13 protein-coding genes are annotated in these 25,653 nt (G+C 71.4%); 9 read left to right on the top strand and 4 right to left on the bottom strand.

The features are described 5' to 3' along the window. The 6 genes from NP777_RS20905 to NP777_RS20885 are packed head-to-tail and all read left to right on the top strand — an operon-like array spanning window position 1 to window position 7,960. Window positions 1-1,995, top strand: a complete 1,995-nt coding sequence (locus tag NP777_RS20905; protein ID WP_256651697.1) for a hypothetical protein — start codon at window positions 1-3, stop codon at window positions 1,993-1,995. Continuing rightward, complete coding sequence (locus tag NP777_RS20900; RefSeq protein ID WP_256651696.1) at window positions 1,992-3,128, top strand: hypothetical protein; 1,137 nt, start codon at window positions 1,992-1,994, stop codon at window positions 3,126-3,128. The genes NP777_RS20905 and NP777_RS20900 overlap by 4 nt, the downstream gene beginning before the upstream one ends. 2 nt (window positions 3,129-3,130) lie before the next feature. Continuing rightward, window positions 3,131-3,661, top strand: coding sequence for a hypothetical protein (locus tag NP777_RS20895; protein ID WP_256651695.1), 531 nt, complete (start codon window positions 3,131-3,133; stop codon window positions 3,659-3,661). Further along, complete coding sequence (locus NP777_RS47775) at window positions 3,658-5,571, top strand: hypothetical protein (RefSeq protein ID WP_305889984.1); 1,914 nt, start codon at window positions 3,658-3,660, stop codon at window positions 5,569-5,571. Before NP777_RS20895 ends, NP777_RS47775 begins: the two co-directional genes overlap by 4 nt. A 5-nt stretch (window positions 5,572-5,576) precedes the next feature. Further along, on the top strand, window positions 5,577-7,679 hold the full coding sequence (locus NP777_RS20890) for an ATP-binding protein (protein WP_305889983.1): 2,103 nt from the start codon (window positions 5,577-5,579) through the stop codon (window positions 7,677-7,679). 5 nt (window positions 7,680-7,684) lie between these two features. After that, the gene (locus tag NP777_RS20885; protein WP_256651694.1) at window positions 7,685-7,960 is read left to right on the top strand and encodes a hypothetical protein; all 276 of its coding nucleotides are present in this window, start codon (window positions 7,685-7,687) and stop codon (window positions 7,958-7,960) included. On the opposite strand, the gene NP777_RS20880 is transcribed toward NP777_RS20885, so the two are convergent. From NP777_RS20880 to NP777_RS20865, 4 genes are all read right to left on the bottom strand, one after another. Continuing rightward, on the bottom strand, window positions 7,948-8,613 hold the full coding sequence (locus NP777_RS20880) for a hypothetical protein (RefSeq protein WP_256651693.1): 666 nt from the start codon (window positions 8,611-8,613) through the stop codon (window positions 7,948-7,950). The two genes, NP777_RS20885 and NP777_RS20880, sit on opposite strands and share 13 nt — an antisense overlap. Continuing rightward, window positions 8,610-13,250, bottom strand: a complete 4,641-nt coding sequence (locus NP777_RS20875) for a phage tail protein (RefSeq protein ID WP_256651692.1) — start codon at window positions 13,248-13,250, stop codon at window positions 8,610-8,612. The genes NP777_RS20880 and NP777_RS20875 overlap by 4 nt, the downstream gene beginning before the upstream one ends. A 203-nt stretch (window positions 13,251-13,453) precedes the next feature. Beyond that, window positions 13,454-14,062, bottom strand: coding sequence for a TetR/AcrR family transcriptional regulator (locus NP777_RS20870; RefSeq protein ID WP_256651691.1), 609 nt, complete (start codon window positions 14,060-14,062; stop codon window positions 13,454-13,456). A 146-nt stretch (window positions 14,063-14,208) separates the two neighbouring features. After that, entirely contained in the window at window positions 14,209-15,423 is a 1,215-nt protein-coding gene (locus NP777_RS20865) for a cytochrome P450 (protein WP_256651690.1), read from the bottom strand. Window positions 15,424-15,895: 472 nt separating this feature from the next. Between NP777_RS20865 and NP777_RS20860 the strand changes: the two genes are divergently transcribed. The 3 genes from NP777_RS20860 to NP777_RS20850 form a co-directional block, all read left to right on the top strand. Then, window positions 15,896-16,990, top strand: a complete 1,095-nt coding sequence (locus tag NP777_RS20860; RefSeq protein ID WP_256651689.1) for a cytochrome P450 — start codon at window positions 15,896-15,898, stop codon at window positions 16,988-16,990. A 110-nt stretch (window positions 16,991-17,100) separates the two neighbouring features. Then, window positions 17,101-17,307 carry a ferredoxin gene (locus NP777_RS20855; protein WP_256651688.1) on the top strand — a complete coding sequence of 69 codons (207 nt, stop codon included), beginning with the start codon at window positions 17,101-17,103 and terminating at the stop codon, window positions 17,305-17,307. Window positions 17,308-17,567: 260 nt separating this feature from the next. Next, on the top strand, window positions 17,568-25,653 hold an 8,086-nt coding region (locus NP777_RS20850; protein WP_256651687.1), incomplete at its 3' end, for a type I polyketide synthase.

The following is a 25,653-nucleotide window of genomic DNA, read 5'->3' as shown; positions in this document are numbered from 1 at the left end:
ATGCGAACAGACTGCGGATGCGGCTGCGGTGGTGACGCCACCCGGACCTCCGCCTTCGTACGTCCTCGCTTCTTCGCAGGGCAACTGCTGACCGAGGACGACCTCAGCCTGCTGGTCGAGTACACGACGGCCAAGGCCAGACTGCACAACCGGTCCCTGTACGGGCCGGGCGTCATCTGCGGCCTCGGCGTCACCTGCGACCCGTGCGGCGGCGGAACCGTGGCGGTCCACCCCGGACACGCGCTGGACTGCGCCGGGAACGACATCGTGGTGCCCTGCACCGAGCGGGTCGACGTCACCGCACTGGTGCGGGAGGGCCGCATCAGCGCACTCGGGGTGGACTGCGGGGAAGACTGCGACGACGACGGCGGGCGCCGCTACGGGCTCTACGCGCGCTACCGCGAGCTCCCCGTCGAGCCGGTGGCCCCGTACGCCACCGAGGAGCCGTGCCCCTCGCCGGGATGCGTGCCCTCCAGGATCCAGGAGGGGTACCAATTTGTCGTCAAGTGCGACGACTTCGAGGACCACCGCCACAACCCCGGCACCCAACTCCTCGCGAGCGTGGGCGACATGAGCCGGGCCGACCAGGCACGCACCCGCGATCGGCGGCTCGGGTTCTACACCGACGCCCTGACCGTCGCGTCGCTCGGCACCGGCCGGGCCTTCCGCTTCGACGCCGCCGACGCCCAGCGGTACGCCACCGCCTTCGCGTGGCTGCGCGACAACGCGGGCGGGGAGGGCCCGCCCGCCCCGCCGACGGCCCGCGAGATGACCGAGCACGTCCGGGCGCTGGCCGCCGCCGTCGCCCGGTACGACACCTACGACGCGGCCGGGCAGGCCCAGCTCGCACGGGACTACCCGGACCTCGCCACCGCGCGGGAGGCCCGGAGCCTCCTGGGCACGGCGTGCGGGCGGCTCGGCGGCGCCGACCTGGAAGCGGCGTGGCCGGACCCGCTGCGCGCCGGGATCGCCCGCGCCGTCGTCACCGAGACCGCCGCCCGCGTCGTACCGGAGCGGGGCGACCCGGACGCCCCGTTGGAAGTGCGGATGCTGGCCCAGGGCACCCCGCTCTCCCATGCGCTGCGGGTGGAGTTCCGCGCGGATCTCGGCCTGATCCGGGAGTGGCTGCTGTGCCGTCTTGACCAGTCCACCGACCTCGCCGACTGCGCGCTGCGCCGGGACATCGCCGCCGTCGACGTACCGCCGCTGCTGCCGTCCCCACCGCCGGACAGCACCGAGAAGGCGACCATCGCCGAGGTGCAGCAGATCGCGGAGGCGGCCGCGGCGCTGGGCACCGCGGTGCGCCGGTTCCTGACCGACGCGGCGTGCGCCACGCTCAACCCGCCGTGTGGCGACTGCACCGACACCGACGTCCTGCTCGCCCATCTGGAGCTGGACGGCTGCGATGTCGTGCGGGTCTGCTCGGCCACCCGGGAGCAGGTGCTGCCGGGCGGATCGGCGTACGGCGAGTGGCTGCCCAAGCTCTACCGCTTGCGCGAACTCGCCGAGCGGGTCTGCTGCCGGCCGGTGCCGCGCTACCAGAAGCCCACGCTGCCGTCCGAGGGCCCGGTGGCGCGCCCGTACGCGGACGGACTGCTCGGCGACTGGCCGCGCACCGGGGACCTGGAGGAGATGCTGTCCCTGCTGCTGACCCCCGCACCCGGCGAGACACCGCCCAAGGCGCTGCACGAACAGGTCTATACGACCCCGAGCGAAGTCACCGACAGCATGCAGGAGCTCGCCCGGCTCAGGACACAGGTCGCCGGTCTCACCGCCGCCGTGGAGGGGCTGCGCGGCCAGTTGGGCAGCGCGCAGACGCAGGTGAGCCAGTTGGAGGAGCGGGTGTCGAACCGGGCCACGGACCAACCCGGCGAATCCGGGCAGGATCCGGACCAGCCGCCCGAGCAGGGGGCCGAACAGGCGGCCGAACCCGCCAGGCCCCCGGCCAAGCGCACCCGGTCGTCCCGTACCCGGAAGCCCGGTGAGACGCCATGACGGGCCCGCTGCGCCCCGCCTTCCACGAGGGCCAGGTGCTGGCCGCCGCGGATCTGTCGGCCACGGTGGAGTACGCGCGCGGCGGGGCCGCCCGGCATGCGCGGCACCTGCACGAGTGGGGCATCGTCGAAGGGCTCGGCCTCGTCACCCAGCCCCGTACCGACCCGCTGACGGGCGTCCGCCATGTCGAGGTGAGCGTCTCGGCGGGGATCGCCGTCGACGGCACGGGCCGCGAGGTGGTCGTCACCGACCCGGTGGTGCTGCGCGAGAGCGACTTCGAGGAGGTCAACGGCGCGGACCAGTCGACCGACGAGCCCTACCCGGTCTTCCTCACCGCGGCCGACCGGGAACCGGCTGAGCCCGCCGGTCCGGTCTCCTGCTCCGGGAGCGCCACGAAGACCCGGGTGGAGGAGTCGTACCAGATCCTCTTCGGGCGCCTCGGCGACGAGCGGCTGGCCGCCGAGCAGCAGCCGCCCGCGATCGGCGACCCACCGGCCGATCCGCCCGTCCGCTGGCTGGTCCTGCTGGGCTATGTCCACTGGTCGGAGGGCCACTTCAGCGGTGTCGAGACGGCGGCGCGCGGTGTCGCGGCGCGGTTCGCCGGGGTGCGCGCGGACACCGTCTCGGCCCGGTCGGGCGCGCTGACCCTGCGGACCGGCACGGAGACCGAGGAGGGCGAGCCGGCGCTGGTGCTGACCGGCGGCGAGACGCCGAACCTGGTCTTCGGCCTGTACCAGGGCGGCGGCGCGGTCGCCCCACTGATGACCGTGGCGGCCAACGGCAACCTCACCATCGAGGGCAGCTTCGGCGGCCGGATGTCGGCCGGCAGCACGCTGGTGGCCTCCGGGACCGCCACCGACGGGACGCTGCTGCCGCTGCCGTCCGGCGTCACCCCGGAACAGGTCGCCGACGGCCGGGTCGTGATCCATGTCCAGCTCACCCCGCGCATTCCGCCCCTGGCGGAGTCGGCGCTGTTCAGCCCGGTGGAGGCCACGGTGGACGCCGACCGCCGGGTCCGCTGCCGGGTGCGCGTGTACAACCCCTCGGTGAACTGGAAACAGCCGGTCGAACAGCCCGGGGCGGTCGACTTCCTCGTCCTGGCGACGGTCGCGGCGACGAACGGCGGTGGCTGACGATGGCTCTTTCCGTGGTGTACGCCGCCGACACCGGCCATGTCGTGGGCGCGCTCGCCCTGACCGGCGCCGATGCCCCGGCCGATGTGGCGTCGCTCGTCGGACGCGCGCTGCCGCTGCGCGTCTCCCTGGGCGAGGGCCGCCTGGCGACCCTTCCGCTGAACGCCCGGGACCTGGATGTGGCGGCCGTGGACGACGAACCGGGCGCCCTCGCCCAGCCGTTGGCCTACGGGGTCGAGCTGACGCCCGAGGGCAAGCCCAAACCGGGGCTGGCGCGCCTCGCGTCGTGGACCGAAGGCATCGCGCTGGCCACGGACGGGGTCACCGTCACCGTGAAGGTCGCCTCGGCCCGCGCCACGCCCGTGGTCGCCCTGGTCTCCGACGAGCAGGACACCCATGTGCTCACCGGGGAGATCCCCGCCCAGCAGACCCAGGTGAAACTGCCGGTGACCCTCGTGGCGGGCAGTGCGCACGGGGTGCTGGTGCTCGCGGTCGGCTGGGCGGGCCGCCTGGAGAGGCTGGGGGTGACGTGAACGCGCCCACCGCGCCGCCCGCGGCCGGGGCCGGCGGGACCGACAGGACTGGCGAGACCGGCGGGACCGGCCGAGTCGGCGGGACCGGCGATGGCGGCGAGCCCGGAGAGATCACGGTGCGCCGGTGCACCGTCACGGTGGTCCGGCGCGGTGGATGGAGCTGGGGACCCGAACCCCGCGGGCTGATCCACCAGGTGGTGGAGGCCCTGCCGGAGTTGCTGGCGGACCACTTCGCCGAGCGGCTGGCCGCCGACGGGCCGGACGTGGAGATCACCGAGCCGCTGACCGTCACCGTCCGGCCGGGCCGCTCCGGCCGCTCGATGGTCGGCGGTCCGCCGGTCGAGGTCCACTTCGCACCGGTACCGTTCGTGGAACACCCCGTCGGCGAACCCGGCAGCGACGCCGAGCCGTTCGCGCGGTCCTTCGAGGAGTCGTTCGCGGCGGCCCCGTGGACCGCCCCGGGCGCCGCCGCGCTCTTCGCCGAACTCGCCGAGCGCGGCGAACTGGACGCGCTGCTCGCGCTGTTGCCGGACGCGTCGGTGCGGGCGTACTTCCTCGCCCTGCTCGGCGACGACGACGCGGCGGCCGCACGGCTGCTCGCCGAACTCGTCGGGCGCGCCCTCGCGGCGGACCCTCCGCCCGCGCGCTCGCCACTCGGCGGGGCCGCCCGCCCCGGGCCCGCCGAGGCGCTGCCCGAGCGGCTGCGCACCGCCGTCGCGGGCGCCGACACGACGGAGCTGCCCCGGCTGCTCACGGACTTCCTGGCGTCGGCCGACCGCGAGGAGACGGTACGCCTGGTCCGGTCCCTGGCCGGGCCGTACGCACCGGGCACCGAGGAGCCGCCCGGTGCGACGGGCTCCACCGCCGCGGCGACCACCTCGGGAACGAGCACGAGTGCCGGTGCGCGGACCAGCGGCGAGGTACGGGTGTGGTCCGCCCTGCCCTTCCTGCTCGCCGGGCCCCTGGCCCGCATCGGGTACCTCGACGCGATCGGGTCCGCCCTGGCCGGTATCGAACTCGCCGACCAGGCACCGCTGTTCGCGGCCGCCCTGGCGTACAAGGTGCTCGGCGAGACCACGCGGGGCTGGCGCCGCGCCGAGCGCGACACCGAGGCCGCGGCCGCCTTCGCGGGACTCCCGTCACCCGTCGCCGAGGAACGGCTGACCGGCTTCGCCCGCCAGGTGGGCCCCGCGCTCCCGGTCCTCGACGGCGTTCTGGCGCTGTCGGTGTGCCGGGGCCACGACCCCGCCGGCCCACTGCTGCTCACCGGGGCCGACGACGGGCTCCTCCTCATCGACGCGAACGGCATGTTCCCCATCGCCTGGACCGCGGAGGCCGCCGGACTGCTGCCGCACTGGGAGTCCTCCGGGCGGCCGCCCGTGCTGCTCTGCGACGGGCCGCTGCCGCCAGGCACCCTCCGCGACCTGGCCTCGGCGGGCGTGCCGTTCCTCACCTCCGTACGGCCGCTGCGCGGCGACCCGGTGGCGCGGCTGCCCTGGCGCACCCCGCTGTGGGCCGCCGAGGGCGCGGCACCGGACCCGCGTCTCGCCGCCGAACTGCCCGCCCACGCCCAGCGGTGCGCGGACCTGGTCACCGCCCTGGTCACCGGGCGCCGGGCGGTGCCGCTCGCCCGGGACGGCGGTCTCGAGCGCACCGTCACCCTGGCCGCCGCGCTCGGCCTGTCCACCATCGCCTGGACGCTCTGGCGCGACCGCGAGACACCGGATCCCCTGTCGGCCCTGCGTCGCTTCGCCGACCTGGAGGCCACCGTGCGGTTCGAGGCCACGGCCGTCCGGGTGCGCGTACCGATGGGACGGCGCCACGCGGACCTCCACAACGGCGGCCTGCTCGCCGACGTGCCCGATGTGGCCTGGCTGGGCGGCCGGACCCTGACCTTCTCGGCCGGGTGAGACCCATGGGCGCATCCGCGGTGGAGCACATGCGACTACGGCTGGCGGGCCTGCACGGGGCGCTCAGGGCCGCCGTCGAGCGCCAGGCCCGGCTCGCCGCCCGGCTCACCAGACCCGACCTCACCCCGTACTGCGTGACCGACGAACAGGTCGACGTGCTGCTCGGCGAGGTGCACACCTTCACCGACACCATGGCCGAGCCCTGCGCGCCCCCGCCGCCGGAGCCGGAAGCCGAACGGGAGCTGAGGCGGCGCGCGTCCGCCGGGGGCCGGGCCCTGCCGCTGGACGCGCTCGCCACCCGGTTCGGCCTGACCCGCGCGGAGCAGGACGCACTGCTGCTGGCCGCCGCGCCCGAACTGGACCGCGGCTACGAGCGGATCTACGCCTACATCGTGGACAACCTCAACCGGCGGCTGCCCAGCGTGGAACTGCTGCTGGCCGTGGGCGCGGACAGCGCGGCCGCGCGCCTCGCCCTGCGCCGCTCCCTCGGCCCCGCCGGGCCGCTGCGCCGCTACGGACTGCTGCGCGCACACGGCGAGGCCGCGGTCGAACTCGCCCAGGAACTCCTCCCCGGCCCCGGGGTGCTGGACTTCCTGCTGGGCTGGGGCGGCGACGTCGGACTGCTCGGCCACGACCCCGGCGAGGTCGCCCCGCCGGAGCCGCGCATGCTGTCCCCGTACCTCTCCTCCGAGCGGCTCACCCGGCTGGGCCGGGCGCTGGGCTCCGGTGATATCGACCTGGCCGGGCTGTGGGGCTGCCCGCCCGACGGGCAACTCGACTCCGTACAGGCGCTGACCCGGGCCGCCGGGGCACCGCTGCGCACCCTGACCGACGACCCCGAGGCCGATCTGCGGACGGCCGCCCTGCTGGGCGCGGTGCTGTGGATCCCCACCGACGATCTGCACGGCGAGCCGCGGCGGGCCACCGCCGACGCGGTGTCCGCCGCGCTGCTCCGCTCGCGCGTACCGGTGTGCCTGACCGGCCTCAAGCCCTGGCGCCCGGCGGGCCTGCTCGCCGCCCGCGCCTACGCCGAACTCACCGTGCCCGTACCCGGGTTCACCGACCGCCGCGCCATGTGGTCGGCCGCCCTGCCGGACCTGTCCGTAACCCTCCTCGAAGACCTCGCCGTCCGCTACCGGATGAGCGGCGGCGAACTGCGCGCCGTCGCCTCGGTCGCGGACGCCGGGGCGCGCCTGGCCGGCAACGGACGCCCGGAGCCGGTCGCCGCCCATGTCGAACCCGCGATCGCCACCGTCACCCGCGGCCGCAGCGGCAGCGCCGTCCACTCGATCACGCCCCGCCGCACCGTGGACGACCTGGTCCTGCCCGACGTCCAGTTCCGCCAGATCCTGGAGATCGCCTCCGCCTTCCGCGCCTGGCCCCGGATCGCCGAGAGCTGGGGCTTCGCCCGCCGCTCCGGGCACGGCGGGGTCAAGGCGCTCTTCACCGGTGAGCCCGGAACCGGCAAGACCATGTCCGCCGAGATCGTCACCGGCATGCTCGGCCTGGAACTGCTCAAGGTGGACCTCGCCCAGGTCGTCTCCAAATGGGTGGGGGAGACGGAGAAGAACATGGAGATCGCGTTCCGGCAGGCCGAGGAGAGCCACGCGGTGCTGCTCTTCGACGAGGCCGACGCGCTGTTCGGCAAGCGCGGCGAGGTGAAACACGGCACCGACCGCTACGCCAACCTGGAAGTCGGCTATCTGCTGCAGCGCCTGGAGGCCAGCGACGGCCTGGTCATCCTGACCAGCAATCTGAAGGACAACATCGACCCGGCCTTCACCCGGCGCTTCCACTTCGTCGTCCACTTCCCCCGCCCGGCCGCCGCCGAACGCCGCCGGCTGTGGCGCCTCGCCTTCCCCCAGGAGGCCCCCCTCGCCCCCGACGTGGACCTGGACGCCCTGGCCCGCCTGGACATGACCGGCGCCGCCATCACCGCGGCGGCCCGCACGGCGGCACTGGCGGCGGCGGACGGGGGCGGCGATACGATTGCCATGCGCCATGTCGTACGTGGTGTGGCACGCCAGTTCCAACGCGAGGCCCGACTGCTCCGCCCGACCGAACTGGGCCCGCACGCCCATCTGCTCGACGACGCATCCCAGGGGTGAAGCCGATGCTGCCCACCGAACCCCCGCTCTCCCTCCACCGCCTCCTGGCCCCGGTGCCACCGGCCCGCCCCCAGGAAACGGCCACGGCCACCCGCCAGAACCCGGCCCCGGCCCCCACTCCGGCGAAGCCGCCCACCCCCGTCGAACATCTCCTCATGGCGGGCCATCACCAGGTGGGCAACGCGGCGGTGGCGGACGCGGCGGCCCGGACGAACCCCGTCACGCACCCGCCGACGGGCATGGTGGTCCCGCCGAAGCCGATGGCCGCTCAGCCCTCCTGACGCCCGGTCGCCTGCCTCCGCAACCTACGGACCAGCTCGAGGGACGCGTGCGCCTGTTCCACTTCGCCGCGGTCCACCGATCCGGCGCCCCGGTTCCACGGCTGGTGGAGCTCCCCCTCGAGCCGGCGGACGTCGTCGGCGTGCACCTCGTCCAGAACGGCGAGCAGGGACTCCCCGCAGCGCACCGCCTCGGTGTCCCGCAGCTCGCTGTAGGGGTAGGGCTCCGCACGGAGGCTGAAGGCCGTGGGCAGGCCCGCCCGCAGCTCCTCGAACCGGTAGCACACGATGCGGTCGTCCCCGGCGGACGTGGCCGCGGGAATCTGCACCAGCGGCAGCAGCCCGGGGTCCAGGGCCAGCACCAGCTGTTCGGTCTCGGCCAGCGGGCCGGGAACCTCCTGGGGGCCGCCCTGTTCGGGCGGGACGGCCAGCTGCCAGGGCTGATGGGTGAAGTAGGCCAGCAGGTCGAGGGTGGACAGCCCGGCGCCGACCAGGACGAAGACCTCTTCGGGGAAGCCGGTGCCGTAAGCCTCGCGCAGCACCTCGCGCGACCCCAGCCCGCTCGCGTACAGGGCCCGCGCCAGGCGGGCCATCGAGGCGTAGTCCTCGCGTGACGCCTCGTCCCGCAGCCGGCCGATGTCGGCCTCCGGGTTCACCGCTGCTCTCCTCCGCTCTCCGGCGCGTCCCTCATGGCCTCATCCAGGGCCGTGCCGACACTCTCCCAGTAGGTGTGCAGCTCGGGGGCGGTCATCGCCTTGATGATGTCGGAGACCAGATCGTGGGCCCGCTGGACGGCCTGTTTACGCCGCTGGTCGCCGCCCGCGTCGCGGACGAGCCGGTCGATGGTCTCCGACAGCCGTTGCAGCTCCGCCTGGATGCTCGCGCTCCGGGCGGTCAGCCGGGGGGTGTCCGCCATGAGCATCGCGACGTTCTCGACGTGGACGAAGACGGTGTCGCGCAGTGTGCGCTGCAGGCTACTGGGCATCCCGGGATTCGCGTAGAAGTACTCCCGGGCGAGGGTGTTGGCGCTGGCGTAGGACTGCGACTGGATGAGGAGCGCGTACATCCGGTGCGCGACGCGAATGGCCTTCTCCGCACCGCCCTTGGCCCGTCTCTTGCCCCGGGCGGCCAAGTGGACGTCCGAGGGTTCCCTGGTCAGTCCGCGGTCCTCGTCGCCCGGCTCCGGGCTCGTGGTGGTGGACGCCTCGGGGACGTAGGCGACGGGCAGGTCCTCGCCGAAGACCTCCATGTACCGGATCCGCAGTTTGCGGCCTTCGGCACCGCCGACCCCGTAGAGCCCGCCCTGGATCTGACGCAGGGCGTGGAGGCGGGCGTTCTGGAACAGACCGTCCGGCCGATGGCGGTCCCACGCCTTGATCAGCATGTTCGGCTCGGTCGGGTAGAGCATCTGCGGGAACTTCTTGCCGATGACGACCCGGATCGCCCGGTCCAGCGCGTTGGCGAGCAGGGTGAGCTGCTTGGGGCGCTGGTCGCCCTCCGGGCTCCAGTTGAAGCCCTTGAAGTGGTAGCCGCCGATGGTGATCTGCGGATGGCTCTCCATCGCGTCCAGGATCTGCTTGTACGCGGCCAGGACCCCGGTCGTCTCGGACACCGCGACCCCGGTGTCGGCGTCCTGGCCCAGGATGTGGACCTGGTCGTTCGCATGCGACAGGATGGCCGTCGCCTCGCGGGTGTACGAGGAGTTCGTCACCTCCTCGCGGAAGAGGCCGTAGGGGAGCGCGCCCTTGTCGCGCAGCCCCTTCTCCTGTTGCTCGGCGATGCCTTTCTCGCGGTCCGTCTTCAGATCCCGGTACTTCTTGCGGACCTCCGCCATGGGGACTTCATGGCCGTCGTTGTGGAGCCACTTGGGCGTCCAGATGAAGCCGAACACGGCCATGATGAGCTTCACCGGCCGCTTGACGGCGTCGATGGCCTTGTTGAGGACCTTGCTGTCGTTCTTCTGGTCGAGGTGCTCGAAGGTGTTGACGCCGATCACGACGGCCGTGCTCACCGGTCCGAAGTGCTTGGTTTCGGGGCTCTTCCACGCGTCGTGGAGGTAGCGGGCGGCCATGCCCGGGTTCACCTGGCTCGGGATGGTCGCGATGTTGACGACGAAGCCGGTCCGCCGGTCGCGCCCGGCCATGGGAAGGTTCTTGACCGGGTTGAGCTGGTCGACCACCTTCCCATGCTTCCTGATCTTGAAATTCCCCTCGGCCGGGCCGATCTTGTAGGGGAACTTGTCGCCCAGGTCCTCGATCGGGGTCTCCGCCTCCGGGTTGATGGCCACCTTGACGCGGTACTTGTCCCCGGTCACCTTCTTGAGCCGGATCCGGGTGAGGCGGTGCCGCCGCTTGATGTCCGGGAGCCCGCGCCGTACGGACTTGACTGTGGCCGACTCCTCGTTGAGCAAATGCGTCGCATCGCGCACCGCGGCGTCGAGGGCGCGCTTCTTGTCCGCCTCGGTCCGCTTGTCCGGCCGCTTGCCGGGCCGCTTCTTCTTCGGGTCGCGCCTTCGCTTCGGCCTGCGCCGGCCGGGGCGGCGCCGCTGGTCCGGACGGTTTCGGCGGCGTGGCCTGCCCGGACGCCTCCGGTCCGGGCGGCGCTTCGGCTTCGGCTTGGGCTTCTTCTTCCCGAACTTCAGCTTGATCTTGGACCAGAGCTTCTTCACCAGCCCCACGATCTTGTCGATCACCCAGTCCACCGCCCGGTTCACCGGCTTGGACATCGCCTGGACGATGCCCTTGACCCGGGAGGCGATGCCGCCGACCCCCAGGATCGCGGCCAGGACGCCCAGCAGGACGGGGACGGAGCGGGCCAGGGCCTGCTCGATCAGGCCCGGCACACCCCCGCTGCCGCCCCTCGCGATCGCGATGACCGCGTCGAGAACGGTGTTCACGAACTCGATGATCTGGCGCGCCTGGGTGACGATGAAGCGCACGATGTCGATGATCAGCTTCACCGCCCGGACGAACGCCGACGCGGGGTTGAGCAGCGAGATCACCCACATGATCCCGGCGACGACGATCGTCGGCGTGACGTAGGCGATGACCTTGTCCAGCAGATCCTTGCGCAGGTCGCCCACGCGGGTCTTGAGGTCGTCCCACATCCCGGCGACGCCGCGCTTGCGGACCTCCGCGACCAGCGGCACCGCGGTCTCGGCCGCGGCGACCGCCGGTTCCATCCTCGGCACCTTGCGGACGATGCGGGCGCGGATCGACTGCCAGGTCAGCCCGAGCAGGGAGGCGAGCATCTTCAGCACGCCCTGGACGTCGAACTTCGGCGGCAGTTCGATGCCCGCCTCGGCCGTCTTGCCGAGCAGCCAGGACAGGATGCCCTGCTGCAGATGCCGGCCGATGTTCCGCAGGAACTGCCGCAGGCCCGCGCCGACGGCCGAGACCAGGTTGCGCAGGAAGCCGATCGGGTCCTTGAGGATCAGCATGACCGCCGACGCGGCCTTGGCGAGGACCGACAGCAGCAGCCGCTTCAGCTCCAGGATGGTGTTGATCACGGACTTGACCGCGTCCACGGCCTTGGCCACCAGACCCTTGTTCTTCTCCTTCTCCGCCGCGATCTCGTCGTCCACGGACTTGAGCGCGTCGGTGTACTTGGTGGCCAGCGTGTCGACGAGCTGAGTGCCCTTGTCGTCCACGGACTGGGTGAGTTCATCGAACTTGTCGGCGAACTCGGCGGCCGCCTGCTGCCCGATGGACCGCAGATCGGCCGGGAGCTTGCGCACCGCGTCCTGCAACTCGCCCCGGCCCTGCGCGATACGGCGCTTGGCCCGGTTCAGCTCCGCGCCGATGGTGTCGGCGACGTCCGAGATCACCTGCCGCATCCGGCGGATGTAGTTGTCGCGGGCCTCCTCGAAGATCTTGTCCGCCTCCGCGGGCAGCCCGGCGAACTTGTCCCGCACCCAGCGGAGTTTGCCCCTCACACCCGAGTACCGGCGGTCCTTGTACTCGTCCATCTTCCGCTGGTGCTCGGCGGTGAACGCGTCCCGCGCCGCCTTCTCGCCCCGGCCGAACCGGTCGTCCACCAGCTTGTCGAGGCCGTTGAGAATGGCCTCGACATCCTTCTGCATCGTGTCGAAGACCCCTTGCAGGACCGCCGTGACCTGGGCCCGCTTCTCCTCGTCCCGCCCCTTGGCGCCGGACTTGCCCGTACCGACCTGCTGACCGGTGCGCACCCGCTGGGCGCCCATCGCGCCCATGGCCGCGGCACCGAGCCGCCTCGCCTGCGCGGTGGCCGCGTTCAGCTCCTTCCTCTCGTGCCCCCGCATCCGGCCGGGAGCCGCCTCGGAGTGCTGCTCGGCGGCCTTCTTCTCGCCCAGGGCGTTCTTGAACGTCGGCTCGTTGGACTTCTGCAGCTGCGCCTCGGTGACCTGCGCGTCCGCCAGCTGCCGTTCGACCTGTGCGGGTCCCGCGGACAGGTCGGTGGCCGACGGCGGCAGCTTGTCCGGTACGGCGTTGGCCGGGTTGGGCGTGGCCGGGGTTCCGGGGGGCCGGTCCGGGGTCATCGGGACGACCTTCTTGGGCACGGCCGCCGAGGTGTCCGGCGGTGCCGCGGTCGTCGTGGCGATCTGCTCGGCCGAGTCCGCCTTGCCCTCGCCGACCTTGCCGTGCACCTCCGCGCGGACCTCGTCGGCCTTGCCGGAGCCGGCGAACTTGTCGGCCTCGTCGAGGTTCTTCGGTGCCTTCTCGGCGATGGCCTTCTCGACAGCCCTGATGAACGCGTCCTTGTCGAAGTCCTTCGGCTTCGCCTCGTTCATCTTCTCGGCGTTGGCGGTCTTGCCCTGCGCCTCTTCGTCGTCCTTGGGCGGCCGGGCGGCGTCCTGCGCGGCCCCGGCCTCCGCCTTCGGAGGCGGGTGCGAGCCGGCCACCGAGCGCTTCTTGCGCCGTACGTCCTTCTTGAGCGTCGCGAACTTCGGGTCCGTTCCCGGGCCGGGCCGGGCCTTGCCCTCGGGGGCGGCGGGGGAGGCCGCGGGCGCCGCTTCCGCCGTTTCCGCCCGCTCCGCTCCGGCCGTGGGCGGCTGCTGCGCAGGCGCGGTCTCGGTACGGCGGGCCGCGGCGACCGCGCCATTGCCGACCGTGTCCTGCCCGGTGGTACGCAACCGGGTGGCGGCGGGCGGGGGTGCCGCGGGTCCGCGTCCACCGGACAGGGCGGCCGTCACCGCCGCGTTGGAGAGGGGTGTCTGGGGGCGACCGGGGCCGCGCGCCTCCGGCCGATCCTGTGCGGGGGCCGGTACCGTCTTCGACGCCCTGGGCCGCAGCGCGAGAGACTTCGGCGGTGGCATCGGACGGAACCCCTCCCACGCATGTCGGTGCCGACAGGAACGTGGTGTCCCGCTGACACTCCCCGACGAGGGTGGCAGCACGGGCGTGACGGGGCCGTCACCCCCGTGTCCTCCCGGCGTCTCCGGGACCGTGGGGAAGCCCCGGTCGGCGAGGGACGTGGGGAAGCCCCGCGGTCACCGAGGGACGTGGGGAGGCCCCGCGGTCAGCGAGGGCCGAGCAGGGCGGTGGTGAGTCCGCACAGTGCCGTGATCAGGTCCTGGCCCAGTGCCCGCCAGGAGTCCTCCGCCGTGGCGGGGTCGAGGCGGCCGTTCGCCAGGTCGTATTCCAGCTCGGCGAAGGCGTGTACGGAGAGCTGGCGCACCATGGTGCCGTGCCGGGCGATGAGTTCGGGGCGGACGCCGTCCCGGCGGATGGCACCGATCTCGTCCAGCACGCGGAGCGAGGGAGTGTCCAGATGGTCCCGCAGGACGTAGTCGCGTAGCGCGGGTTCGACGAGGGCCTGGGCGAAGAAGCGGGCACTCCACGCGGGCGTGCCCGCCTCGATGTGGTTCTCGACGGTCGGCAGGATCAGACAGCCGTAGTGCTCCTCCAGGGACACGGTCTCCCGCTCGCGCAGCGCCTCCACCATCGTGATGCGGTGTTTCTCGACGAGACGGGTGTGGCTCGACAGGATCGTCTTGATGAGCCCGTCACGGCTCTCGAAGTGGTACTGCACCGCGGAGTTGTTGCGCTGGCCGGCCGCCTCGCTGATCTGCCGGACCGAGACGTTCGCGAAGCCGCGCTCGGCGTAGAGCCGCTCAGCGGTGCGCATCAGTTTGTCCCGCGCGAGCACGGAGCGTGGAGAGGGCGGGGCAGCCGGGCCGGGAGGAGTCATCCCGTCAGGCTAATGGCACCGGTCAGGCACGCCCCGGCCCTCACACGGGCGGCTCCGCTCGCTCACCGCGCCGCCCCGGAGCGTCACCATGTGACCCACAGGTCCTCGAACCCGCCCGCCGAGATCCCCTCACGCACGCGGAGGTCCTCCGGGGCGTCCCGCAGCCGCAGCTCGGGCAGTCGGCTGACGAAGGTGGCCAGGCACACCTGGAGTTCCACCCGGGCCAGCGTCTGGCCGACACAGAAGTGCGGTCCGGCGCCGAAGGCGACGTGCTGGGCGCTGTTCTCCCGGCGCGGATCGAACCGGTCGGGGTCGGGGAACTTCCGCTCGTCCCGGTTGGCGGCGTGCAGATTGACGAACAAGGTGCTCCCGGCGCCGACCGGCACCCCGCTGACCTCCGTGTCCTCGGTGATGAACCGGGGGATGCCCACGCCGCCGAGGGCGTCCATCCGCAGCGCTTCCTCCACCACTCCCGGCACCAGGCCGGGATCGGCGACCACGGTTTCGTAGCACTCCCGCTCCGACAGCAGCATCGCCGTCATCTTGAGGATCATGTTCGAGGTGGTCTCGTGCCCCGCGAGCAGGAGCCCGACCACGGTGGCGATGAGTTCGTCGTGGCTGAGCCGGCCGTCCTGGCTGTCGGTGATCTGGGTCAGCTCGCTGAGCAGGTCATCACCCGGCCGCGCCCGTTTGCGCTCCACGAGATCGGATGCGTAGGCGCGGAACTCCGCCTGTGCGTCGTCCACTTCGGCCTGGGTGTAGCGCGTCAACGTCAGCAGCGTCTCCGACCAGCGCGCGAACTTGTCCTGGTCCGCGCTCGGCGCGCCCAGCAGTGCGCAGATGACCCGCACGGGAAGGGGGAGGGCCAGTGCCGCGCGGAGGTCCATGGGTGACCCCTTGGCCAGCATGGCATCCACCAACTCGTCGGCCATCTCCTGGACACGTGGGCGCCAGGCCTCCATCTTCTTGACCGTGAACGCGCGGCTGAGCAGCCGTCGCCACCTCCGGTGTCCCGGGCCCTCCTTGATGTCGGCGTCACCCTGGGAGGGCCGGCTGAACGTCCCCCCGTCCTCGGTGGTCGACATGCGCGCGGCGCCCTCGCGGGCGAGATTGCGGCTGAACCGAGGGTCGGCCAGCAGCCCGCGAACCTCCTCGTACCCGGTCAGCAGACCGACCACGTCCCCACTGGGCATCCGTACATGCGCGACGGGGCACGTGGCCCGCGTCTCGGCCCATTCCCGAGGGGGCTCCAGTGCGTTGGGCTGCTCGAAGGGGTAGTCGGGGATGGCTCGCGTCATGGGGGGACTCCTCCGCTGTCGGGGACCTGTGATCATCGTAAGGCGATCGTCTTATTAAGACAATCGACTTAGAAGGGATGGCCGACATTCGATCGACGGCCAACAGGGGTGGTTGGACACGGTGCGTCCGGGGTAGGGAGGCGGTTGGGACGGCCGCGCTCAGACGTCGCGGTCCGCGCGGTGAGTGTGCCCGCGCGCACGGGGTCAACGGCTCCCGCCTCTGACTAAGGAAATTTGCAGAACTTGCCTGCGGGGGCCTTTCGGTGCGCTATCGGGCCGACGGCGAAGCTAGCATCGAGATCGAGCCAGCCGGTGTAGCCGCCGACGACCTCGATGCTTGGGTTTTGAAATCGATGGAGGAGTCTTGGTCGACGCCCTGCACCCCCCAGTGCCACTGCCTACCAAGCGGAGTCACCCCTTCAACCCTCCGGATGGTTACAGCCCCCTGCGCGAGCGGGAGCGGATAACGCGCATGAGTTATCCGGACGGGTCGTCCGGGTGGCTCATCACGCGTCACGCCGAAGCAAAGGAACTGCTCACCCATAAGAGCTTCAGCGCGCGTCAGGAAGGGTTGGTCGCTCCCGTCCCCACCGAGCTGCAGTACGACGGTGTTGCGGCCGACCCCGGCGCCTTTGCCAAGACGGACGACCCGATCCACGGTCAGTACCGCAAGCTGCTCACCGGCTTTTTCACGGTCCGGCGCACGCGTCAGCTCGCCCCCATGATCGAGCGTATCGTGCACGAACAACTCGACGATCTGGAAAAGGCCGGGCCGGGCGCTGATCTGGTGGAGGTCTTCACCGACTCCGTCCCTTCCCGGGTGATGTGCGAGATGATCGGCGTCCCCGAATCGGAGCGGAAGACCCTCCAGCGGCACGTGGAGACGCTCGGACGGCTCTCCTCCACCGTTCCCGAGGCGCTTGCCGCCGTGTCCGGGATGAGTGGATTCCTGGCCCGCTTCATCCCCGTCAAGATGGCCGACCCCCGCGACGATCTCCTCGGAGACCTGATCCGGGGCGGGCAGCTCAATGAGCAAGAACTCATGGGCATGGCGGCCACGTTGATCAGCGGGGCCTTCGACACCACGGGCAACATGCTCGCCATGGGCGTCTTCACCCTGCTCGAGCACCCCGATCAACTGGCCAGGCTCCGCGAGGACCAGGAGCTCATGGGGGCCGCCGTCGAGGAGCTCCTCCGCTTCCTCACCATCTCCCACCTCGGGGCCGGCCGATGGGCGCTGGAAGACGTCGAGTTCGCCGGTCAGGCCATCAAGAAGGGCGAGGTGGTCACCGTCGCCCTCCCCGCCGTCAACCGCGACCCCGAGCGCTACGACAACGCCGATCAGCTGGACATCGGCCGTACGGACCATGGGCACCTGGCACTCGGCCACGGTGTCCATCAGTGTCTCGGCCAGCACCTGGCCCGCACGATCCTGCGCGTCGGCTACGAGGCCCTGTTCGACAGGTTCCCCACGCTGCGACTTGCCGTGCCGAGCGACGAGGTCCCGATGCGCGACGACTTCGTGCACTACGGCCCCAGCTCGCTCCCCGTCACCTGGGACGACTGAGCGAGACATCAAGCGGTAAGTGCTGACGGGCGGTGTGGAATTCTCGCACCGTCCGTCACGCGAGTTGCCCACAAGACGTACCACAGACAACAAGGTAGGACTGAGACCCGATGAGGATCACCGCCGACCGTGAGGTGTGCTGTTCGGCCGGCCAGTGCGCGCTGATCGCGCCTGACCTGTTCGACCAGAGCGACGATGACGGCTCCGTCGTTCTGCTCGACGCGCAGCCCGACACCGGACGGCTGGACGTTCTGCGAGAGGTCGTATCCCGCTGCCCGACCGGTGCGATCCGTATCGAAGAAGACCCTGGCGTGTGAAAACAGCGCATGAAATTTCAGGGGCGCGAATAGCGGCGGAGAACGCATAGTGGCAAGTGTCACACGGTCGATGAAACGCTGTTGAAACAAAATCCCGGGAACACGCCCGGGGGTGTCAACCACGCCTGAGTGGGTTTCTAGGGTTTCCCTTATGGGTCCAGGGCTAGTGTGTCGAGTGTCCGTCTGGCAGTCCGTGTTTTCATTACTTTCAGGGCCGTTGCGCTCTCCCAGCGAACGACGCGTTAAGTGTGGAGTTTCTGATGCCCGCTGCATCCAACCAGAACAAAGCCGTTGAAGCACTGCGCAAGTCGTTCAAGGAAATCGAGCGGCTTCGGCGTCAGAACCGCCAGTTGATCAGTTCGGCCACCGAGCCCATTGCCATCATCGGTATGGCCTGCCGATTTCCGGGTGGAGTGAATTCTCCGGAAGCGCTGTGGCAGCTGGTCGCCGACGGAACGGACGCGATCTCCCCCTTCCCGGCAAACCGCGGCTGGGACGTGGAGGGGATCTACGATCCGGACCCGGAGCACCCGGGTACCAGTTACGTTCGCGAAGGCGGCTTCCTCCACGACGCGGACCAATTCGACTCCGGGTTCTTCGGCATCTCGCCGCGTGAGGCCCTGGCCATGGACCCCCAGCAGCGGCTGCTGCTGGAGACGTCGTGGGAGGTTATGGAGCGGGCGGGCATCGACCCCGCGTCACTTCGTGGCAGCCAGACGGGCGTCTTCACCGGCGCCATGCACACCACTTACGCATCCGAGGCCGCGCAGATCCCGGACGAGATCGAGCCCTACCTCCACAACGGCGCCACCACCAGCATCGCCTCGGGCCGTGTCTCCTATACCTTCGGCTTCGAAGGCCCCGCGCTGACCGTGGACACCGCCTGTTCATCGGCACTGGTCGCCCTGCACCTGGCCGCGCAGGCGCTGCGTCAGGGCGAGTGCTCCATGGCGCTGGTCGGCGGTGCGACGGTCATGGTGAGCCCCAAGGGCTTCGTCACCTTCAGCCGCCAGCGTGGACTGGCCCCCGACGGCCGGTGCAAGGCGTTCGCCGACGGCGCCGACGGCACCACATGGTCAGAGGGCATCGGTGTGCTGCTGGTGGAGCGGCTTTCCGACGCCCGGCGCAACGGGCACCAGATACTCGCGGTGGTACGCGGCTCCGCGGTGAACCAGGACGGCGCCAGCAACGGTCTGACGGCCCCCAACGGCCCGTCACAGCGCCGGGTGATCCGGCAGGCCCTGGAAAACTGCGAGCTGACCCCCGGCCAGATCGACGCCGTCGAGGCGCACGGTACGGGTACCACGCTGGGCGACCCGATCGAGGCGCAGGCGCTGTTGTCCACGTACGGGCAGGACCGGCCGGAGGGGCGGCCGCTGTGGCTGGGCTCGCTGAAGTCCAACCTCGGCCATACGCAGGCCGCCGCCGGTGTCGCCGGCGTCATCAAGATGGTGATGGCGATGCGGCACGGCGTGTTGCCGAAGACGCTGCATGTCGACGCCCCGTCGAGCCACGTGGACTGGTCCGAGGGCGAGATCGAGCTGCTGACCGAGTCCACCCCGTGGCCGGAGACGGGTGAGCCGCGCAGGGCCGGTGTGTCCTCGTTCGGCGTGAGCGGGACGAACGCGCATGTGATCCTGGAGCAGGCTCCGGAGGCCGAGGCGGCCGAGGCCGAGACCGAGGAGCCCGCCGACAGTGGTGTCGCGGGTATCGCGGGCCCGGTGGCGTGGGTGGTGTCGGGCAAGACCGACGCGGCGCTGCGGGAGCAGGCCGGACGGCTGCGGGAGTTCGTGGCGGAGCGTCCGGAGTTGGGCGCCGCCGATGTGGCGCTCTCGCTGGCGACGACCAGGTTCGCGTTCGAGCAGCGGGCCGTGGTGACCGGGACCGGCCGCGAGGAACTCCTCGAGCGTCTGGAGGCGGTGGCCGAGGGGGCGAAGCTCTCCGGTGTGGTCTGGGGAAAGGATGCCGAAACGCCTGGCCGTTCGGTGTTCGTGTTCCCGGGTCAGGGGGCGCAGTGGGTGGGTATGGCGGTGGGGCTGCTGGAGTCCTCGCCGGTGTTCGCGGAGGCGGTCGGCGAGTGTGAGTCGGCCCTGTCGGCGTATGTGGACTGGTCGTTGACGGATGTGCTGCGCGGTGCCGAGGGTGCTCCCGGTTTTGACCGGGTGGATGTGGTGCAGCCGGTGTTGTTCGCGGTGATGGTGTCGCTGGCGAAGCTGTGGCGTTCGGTGGGTGTGGAGCCGGATGCGGTGATGGGTCACAGCCAGGGTGAGATCGCGGCGGCGTGTGTGGCGGGTGCGTTGTCGCTGGAGGACGCCGCGAAGGTGGTGACCTTGCGGTCGCAGGCGATCGCGAGGGGTCTCGCGGGCCGTGGTGGCATGGTGTCGGTCGGGCTGCCGGTGGACCAGGTGGAGGAGCGTCTCGCCCCGTGGGGCGGTGCGATTTCGGTGGCGGCGGTGAACGGCCCGGGTTCGGTCGTGGTGTCGGGTGACCCGGGTGCGCTGGATGAGATGGTCGCGCGGTTGGAGGGCGAGGAGGTGCGGGTTCGCCGGGTTCCGGTGGACTATGCCTCGCACTCCGCGCATGTGGAGGGGATCCGCGAGGAGCTGCTGGAGGTTCTGGCGGGTATCGAGCCGCGTTCGTCGGAGGTGCCGTTCTACTCGACGGTCTCCGGTGAGCTGGTGGACACCGCCGGTCTGGACGCGGAGTACTGGTACCGCAACCTGCGGCAGACCGTCGAGCTGGAGGCCACGACTCGCACGCTGCTGGATGAGGGCCACACCGTGTTCATCGAGGTGAGCCCGCATCCGGTGCTGACCCTTCCGGTGCAGCAGACCGTGGAGGCCGCTGAGGCGCAGGCCGTGGTCGTCGGCACGCTGCGACGGGACGAGGGCAGCCCTGAGCGGTTCCTGACCTCCGCCGCCGAGCTCTACGTCAGCGGGGCCGGCGTCGACTGGCCGAAGGCGTTCGCCGGCCACGGCGCCCGCCGCGTGGAATTGCCGACGTACGCCTTCCAGCACGAGCGCTTCTGGCTTGACGCGCCCGCCGGTGTGGGAGACGTGGGCTCGGTGGGGCTGGGCTCGCTGGGGCACCCGTTGCTGGGTGCCGTGGTGTCGTTGGCGAGCGGCGGCGGGGTGCTGCTGAGCGGGCGGCTGTCCCTGGCCACGCATGGGTGGCTGGCGGATCACGCCGTACACGGTGTGATGCTGCTGCCGGGGACGGCCTTCGTCGAGTTGGTGGTGCGGGCGGGCGATCAGGTCGGCTGTGGCCGGGTCGAGGAACTGATCCTGGAAGCGCCGCTGATCGTGCCCGCGACGGGTGGTGTACACCTCCAGGTCGAGGTGGGGGAGGCGGATGCTTCGGGCCTCCGCGAGGTGAGTGTGTTCTCGCGGGAGGAGGCGGATGGTGAGGGCGCCGCATGGGTGCGACATGCCCATGGGGTACTCGGTTCGGCCGCGCCCCTCTCCGGGGCTCAGTTCGACTTCGGTGTGTGGCCTCCGGCGGGGGCCGAGCCGGTTGATGTGTCGGGTGAGTATGCGCGGGCCGCGGAGAACGGGCTGGAGTACGGGCCTGTCTTCCAGGGGTTGAAGAGTGCGTGGCGGCGCGATGGGGAGGTGTTCGCGGAGGTCGAGCTCCCGGAGGGAGAGCGGGAGCGGGCGGGCCAGTTCGGGCTGCACCCGGCGCTGTTCGACGCGGCGTTGCACGCGATGGGGGTGAGCGAGGGCCTGGCGGGTGGTTCGGGGAGTCTGCTGCCGTTCTCGTGGCGTGGATTCGCCCTGGAGGCGGTGGGCGCGACCTCGCTGCGGGTGCGGCTGGCACCGGCGGGTGCCGGGTCGGACGCGGTGTCGGTGCTGGTGGGCGACGAGTCGGGGCGCGGGGTGGCGTCGGTCGAGTCGCTGGTCCTGCGACCGGTTGCAGCCGATCAGCTGAACGCCGTGGCTGGGGCGGCGCGGGATGCGCTGTTCCGGGTCGAGTGGGTGGACGCGCCCGGCGCTGCGGTGGCCGGGGGTGAGGTCGCGCCGCGGACAGAGGTGATGCGGGTGGTCTCCGATGGCGTGGATGTGGTGAGTGAGGCCTACGGGCGTGTGCTCGAGGTCTTGGAGCGGGCGCAGGGGTGGTTGGCGGATGAGGACCGTGTGGGTGAGCGGTTGGTGGTGGTGACCCGGGGCGCGGTCGATGCGGGCGATGGTGTGGTGGACATGGCGGGGGCCGCGGTGTGGGGCCTGGTGCGGTCCGCGCAGTCGGAAAACCCTGGGCGTCTGGTGCTGGTGGACACCGATGACCTGGACGGCCTCGATGGTCTTCTTCCCCGGGTGCTGGCCATGGGTGAGGACCAGGTGGTGGTGCGGTCGGGTGCGGTGCGGGTGCCGCGCCTGGGCCGGCCGCAGCCCTCGGGCGACGCCTCGGAGCCGGGGGTGTTCGGTTCCGGCGCCGTGCTGCTGACGGGCGGTACGGGTGTGCTGGGCGGCTTGGTGGCGCGGCATCTGGTGGCCCGGCACGGCGTCGAGAAGCTGGTGTTGCTGTCTCGGCGTGGCGCGGGGGCCGAGGGTGCGTCCGAGCTGCGGGCCGAGTTGGAGGCCGCGGGCGCCGAGGTGGTGATCGCGGCGTGTGATGCCGCGGACCGTGAGGCTCTGGTCGGGGTGTTGTCGGGGCTGCCCGAGGGCTTTGGCCTGAGTGGCGTGGTGCATGCGGCGGGTGTGCTCGATGACGGGTTGCTGACGTCGCTGACCCGCGAGCGGGTCGAGCCGGTGCTGCGGGCGAAGGTGGACGCGGCGTGGAATCTGCACGAGCTGACCGCGGGGATGGACCTGTCGGCGTTCGTGCTGTTCTCCTCGGCCACTGGTGTGCTGGGCGGTGCGGGGCAGAGCAATTACGCGGCGGCGAATGTGTTCCTGGACGGCCTCGCGTCGTGGCGTCGCGCTCAGGGGCTGCCGGGTGTGTCGATGGCGTGGGGTCTGTGGGCCGAGGCCAGCGGTATGACTGGACACCTCGGCGAGGACGACATCCAGCGGATATCCCGCTCGGGCGTGGTGCCACTGGCCACGGACGAGGGCCTCGAGCTGTTCGACGCCGCTCTGGTCGCGGACGCGGCGGTACCCGTTCTCTTCCGACTGGACATTCCGGCGCTGCGTGCGCAGGGCGCCGAACTCCCCGCCCTCTTCCGCAATGTCGTGCCCGGGATGACCGTCCGGCGTGTCGCCGGTGCCGGAGACGCGGACGTGGACGATGTCGTCGCACGCCTGCGGCGGCGACTGGTCAGCATGTCCGAGGCGGATCAGGAGCAGTTCCTGCTCGAAGAGCTGATCCGCGTCCAGGTGGCCGCTGCCCTGGGCCATGCGAAGTCGGACACCGTCGAGGTGGGACGGCCTTTCAAGGAACTGGGCTTCGACTCGCTCACCGCCGTGGAACTGCGGAACCGTCTGAGCTCGGAAACAGGTCTGCGCCTCCCGGCGACGCTCGTCTTCGACTACCCGAACCCGACGGTACTGGCGGGCCATCTGCGCTCGGAGATCCTCGGGTCCCAGGGGGCGGCCAGCACGGCGGTGGGCGGACCGTCCGACGGCCCGTCCCGCACGGACGACGACCCGATCGCGATCGTGGCCATGAGCTGCCGTTTCCCCGGTGATGTGCGGACCCCCGAGGAGCTGTGGCAGTTGGTGATGGCGGGGACCGACGCCACGTCGTCGCTCCCGTCCAACCGTGGCTGGGACCTCGAGTCGACCTATGACCCGGACCCCTCGCGTGAGGGCACGTACTACGCCCGCAACGGTGGCTTCCTCTACGAGGCGGACCAGTTCGACCCGGAGTTCTTCGGGATCTCGCCGCGTGAGGCGCTGTCGATGGATCCGCAGCAGCGGCTGCTGCTGGAAACGTCGTGGGAGGCGTTCGAGCGGGCCGGTATCGCTCCCGAGACGGCGAAGGGGAGCCGGACCGGCGTCTTCGTCGGCGTCGTGTACAACGACTACGGCACCCGTCTGCAGGGGAACTCTCCCGAAGGCATTGAGGGCTACCTCGGCATCGGGAGCGCCGGCAGCGTGGCCTCGGGCCGGATCTCCTACACCCTGGGTCTCGAGGGCCCGGCCGTGACGGTGGACACCGCGTGCTCGTCGTCGCTGGTGGCGCTGCACCTCGCGGTCCAGGCGCTGCGCCAGGGCGAGTGCGACATGGCGCTGGCCGGCGGCGCGACGGTGATGTCCACACAGGTCGGGCTGGTGGACTTCAGCCGTCAGCGCGCCCTGTCCGTGGACGGCAAGTGCAAGGCGTTCAGCGATCGTGCCGACGGCTTCGGATTCGCCGAGGGCGTCGGGCTGCTTCTCGTGGAGCGGCTGTCGGACGCCAGACGCAATGGGCACGAGGTGCTGGCCCTCGTGCGGGGTACGGCGACCAACCAGGATGGCGCGTCCAACGGCCTGACCGCCCCGAACGGCCCGTCTCAGCAGAGGGTGATCCGTGCCGCGCTGGCGAACGCCGGGCTCTCGCCGACCGAGGTGGACGCGGTCGAGGCACATGGCACCGGCACCAAGCTGGGCGATCCCATCGAGGCCCAGGCCGTGCTGGCCACCTACGGCCAGGACCGGCCGGTGGACCAGCCGCTGTGGCTCGGCTCGGTGAAGTCGAACATCGGCCATGCGCAGGCGGCGGCCGGTGTGGCCGGTGTCATCAAGATGGTGATGGCGATGCGGCACGGCGCGCTGCCGAAGACGCTGCACATCGATGAGCCGTCGTCGCATGTGGACTGGTCCGCGGGGGGCGTGAGCCTGCTGACGGACGACATGCCGTGGCCGGAGACGGGGCGGCCGCGGCGCGCGGGAGTCTCCTCCTTCGGGATGAGTGGCACCAACGCCCACGCCGTGCTGGAACAGGCCCCGCTCGACGACGCCCCCAGCCCTGCCGCCGCCGACGAGGACCTGGCCGCGGAGCTGCCGGAGATCACGCCGTGGGTGCTCTCCGGCCGGTCGGACGCCGCCGTCGAGGCGCAGGCGGAGCGGCTGCTGACGCATGTGCGTGAGCGCCGGGGGGTCTCGCCCGCCGATGTCGGGCTGTCGTTGGCGACCACGCGCAGTGTGTTCGAGCACCGGGCGGTGGTGCTGGCGAGCGACGGCGACGGTCTCCTCAACGGCCTGGGCGCGTTGGCCGAGGGGAACGTGTCCCCCGGCGTGGTGCGGGGGACAGCCACCGCTCGTGACCAAGCGGTGTTCGTCTTCCCTGGTCAGGGGTCGCAGTGGGTGGGGATGGCGGCAGGGCTGCTGGAGTCGTCTCCGGTGTTCGCGGAGCGGGTGGGTGAGTGTGCGGCGGCGTTGGCGCCGTACGTGGACTGGCCGCTCGCGGAGGTGCTGCGCGGCGGGGAGGGCGCCGCGGAGGCGTTGGAGCGGGTGGACGTGGTGCAGCCGGTGCTGTGGGCGGTGATGGTGTCGCTGGCTGAGCTGTGGCGTTCGTACGGTGTGGAGCCCGCCGCGGTCATCGGTCATTCGCAGGGTGAGATCGCGGCGGCGTGTGTGGCGGGTGCGTTGTCGCTGGAGGACGCCGCGAAGGTGGTGGCGCTGCGGAGCAAGGCGCTGCGGGCGTTGTCGGGGCTCGGCGGGATGGTGTCGGTGTCGCTGCCGGTGGAGGAGGTGCGGGAGCGGCTTGAGGCGTGGGGTGAGCGGTTGTCGGTGGCGGCGGTGAACGGGCCTTCGGCGGTCGTGGTCTCCGGTGACGCGGACGCGTTGGACGAGCTGATGGCGGTATGCGAGGGCGAGGGGATCCGGGCGCGTCGTGTCCCGGTGGATTACGCCTCGCACTGCGCTCACGTCGAGGCCATCGAGGACGAGCTCCAGCAGATCCTCGCGGGAATCGCCCCGCGCTCGTCGTCGGTGCCGTTCTATTCGACGGTGACCGGTGGGGTGCTCGATACGGCCGGTCTCGACGCCGGGTACTGGTACCGGAATCTGCGTCAGACGGTGCGTTTCGACGAGACCGTCCGTGTCCTGCTGTCCGATGGTTTCCAGGTGTTCATCGAGGCCAGTGCCCACCCTGTGCTGACGATGGGCGTGGAGCAGACTGCCGAGGACCACGCCACTCGCGTCACGGCTGTGGGTTCGCTGCGCCGTGAGGAAGGAGGGCTGGAGCGGTTCATGACCTCACTGGCCACGGCGTATGTCGGCGGCGTGTCCGTCGATTGGGCTGGGGTCTTCGCCGGAATGGCGGCCAGGCGGGTGGATCTGCCGACGTATGCCTTCCAGCGTGCGCGCTTCTGGCTGGATCCCGAAGCCAACGGCGCCGGGGATGTGGCGTCGGTGGGGCTGGACGCGGCGGGGCATCCGTTGCTGGGGGCCGCTGTGCCGCTGCCCGACTCCGACGGTTTCCTGC

Source organism: Streptomyces rugosispiralis, assembly GCF_024505145.1.
Classification (GTDB): domain Bacteria; phylum Actinomycetota; class Actinomycetes; order Streptomycetales; family Streptomycetaceae; genus Streptomyces; species Streptomyces rugosispiralis.
Note: the sequence above shows the minus strand (reverse complement) of the source record. Positions and strands in the feature narration are given on the sequence as shown.

Excerpts from the sequence above, each read along its gene's own strand:
- NP777_RS20865 (WP_256651690.1), bottom strand. The coding sequence starts at position 15,423 with ATGACGCGAGCCATCCCCGACTACCCCTTCGAGCAGCCCAACGCACTG.
- NP777_RS20905 (WP_256651697.1), top strand. The coding sequence starts at position 1 with ATGCGAACAGACTGCGGATGCGGCTGCGGTGGTGACGCCACCCGGACC.
- NP777_RS20860 (WP_256651689.1), top strand. The coding sequence starts at position 15,896 with ATGAGTTATCCGGACGGGTCGTCCGGGTGGCTCATCACGCGTCACGCC.
- NP777_RS20890 (WP_305889983.1), top strand. The coding sequence starts at position 5,577 with ATGGGCGCATCCGCGGTGGAGCACATGCGACTACGGCTGGCGGGCCTG.
- NP777_RS20895 (WP_256651695.1), top strand. The coding sequence starts at position 3,131 with ATGGCTCTTTCCGTGGTGTACGCCGCCGACACCGGCCATGTCGTGGGC.
- NP777_RS20885 (WP_256651694.1), top strand. The coding sequence starts at position 7,685 with ATGCTGCCCACCGAACCCCCGCTCTCCCTCCACCGCCTCCTGGCCCCG.
- NP777_RS20875 (WP_256651692.1), bottom strand. The coding sequence starts at position 13,250 with ATGCCACCGCCGAAGTCTCTCGCGCTGCGGCCCAGGGCGTCGAAGACG.
- NP777_RS20900 (WP_256651696.1), top strand. The coding sequence starts at position 1,992 with ATGACGGGCCCGCTGCGCCCCGCCTTCCACGAGGGCCAGGTGCTGGCC.
- NP777_RS20855 (WP_256651688.1), top strand. The coding sequence starts at position 17,101 with ATGAGGATCACCGCCGACCGTGAGGTGTGCTGTTCGGCCGGCCAGTGC.
- NP777_RS20870 (WP_256651691.1), bottom strand. The coding sequence starts at position 14,062 with ATGCGCACCGCTGAGCGGCTCTACGCCGAGCGCGGCTTCGCGAACGTC.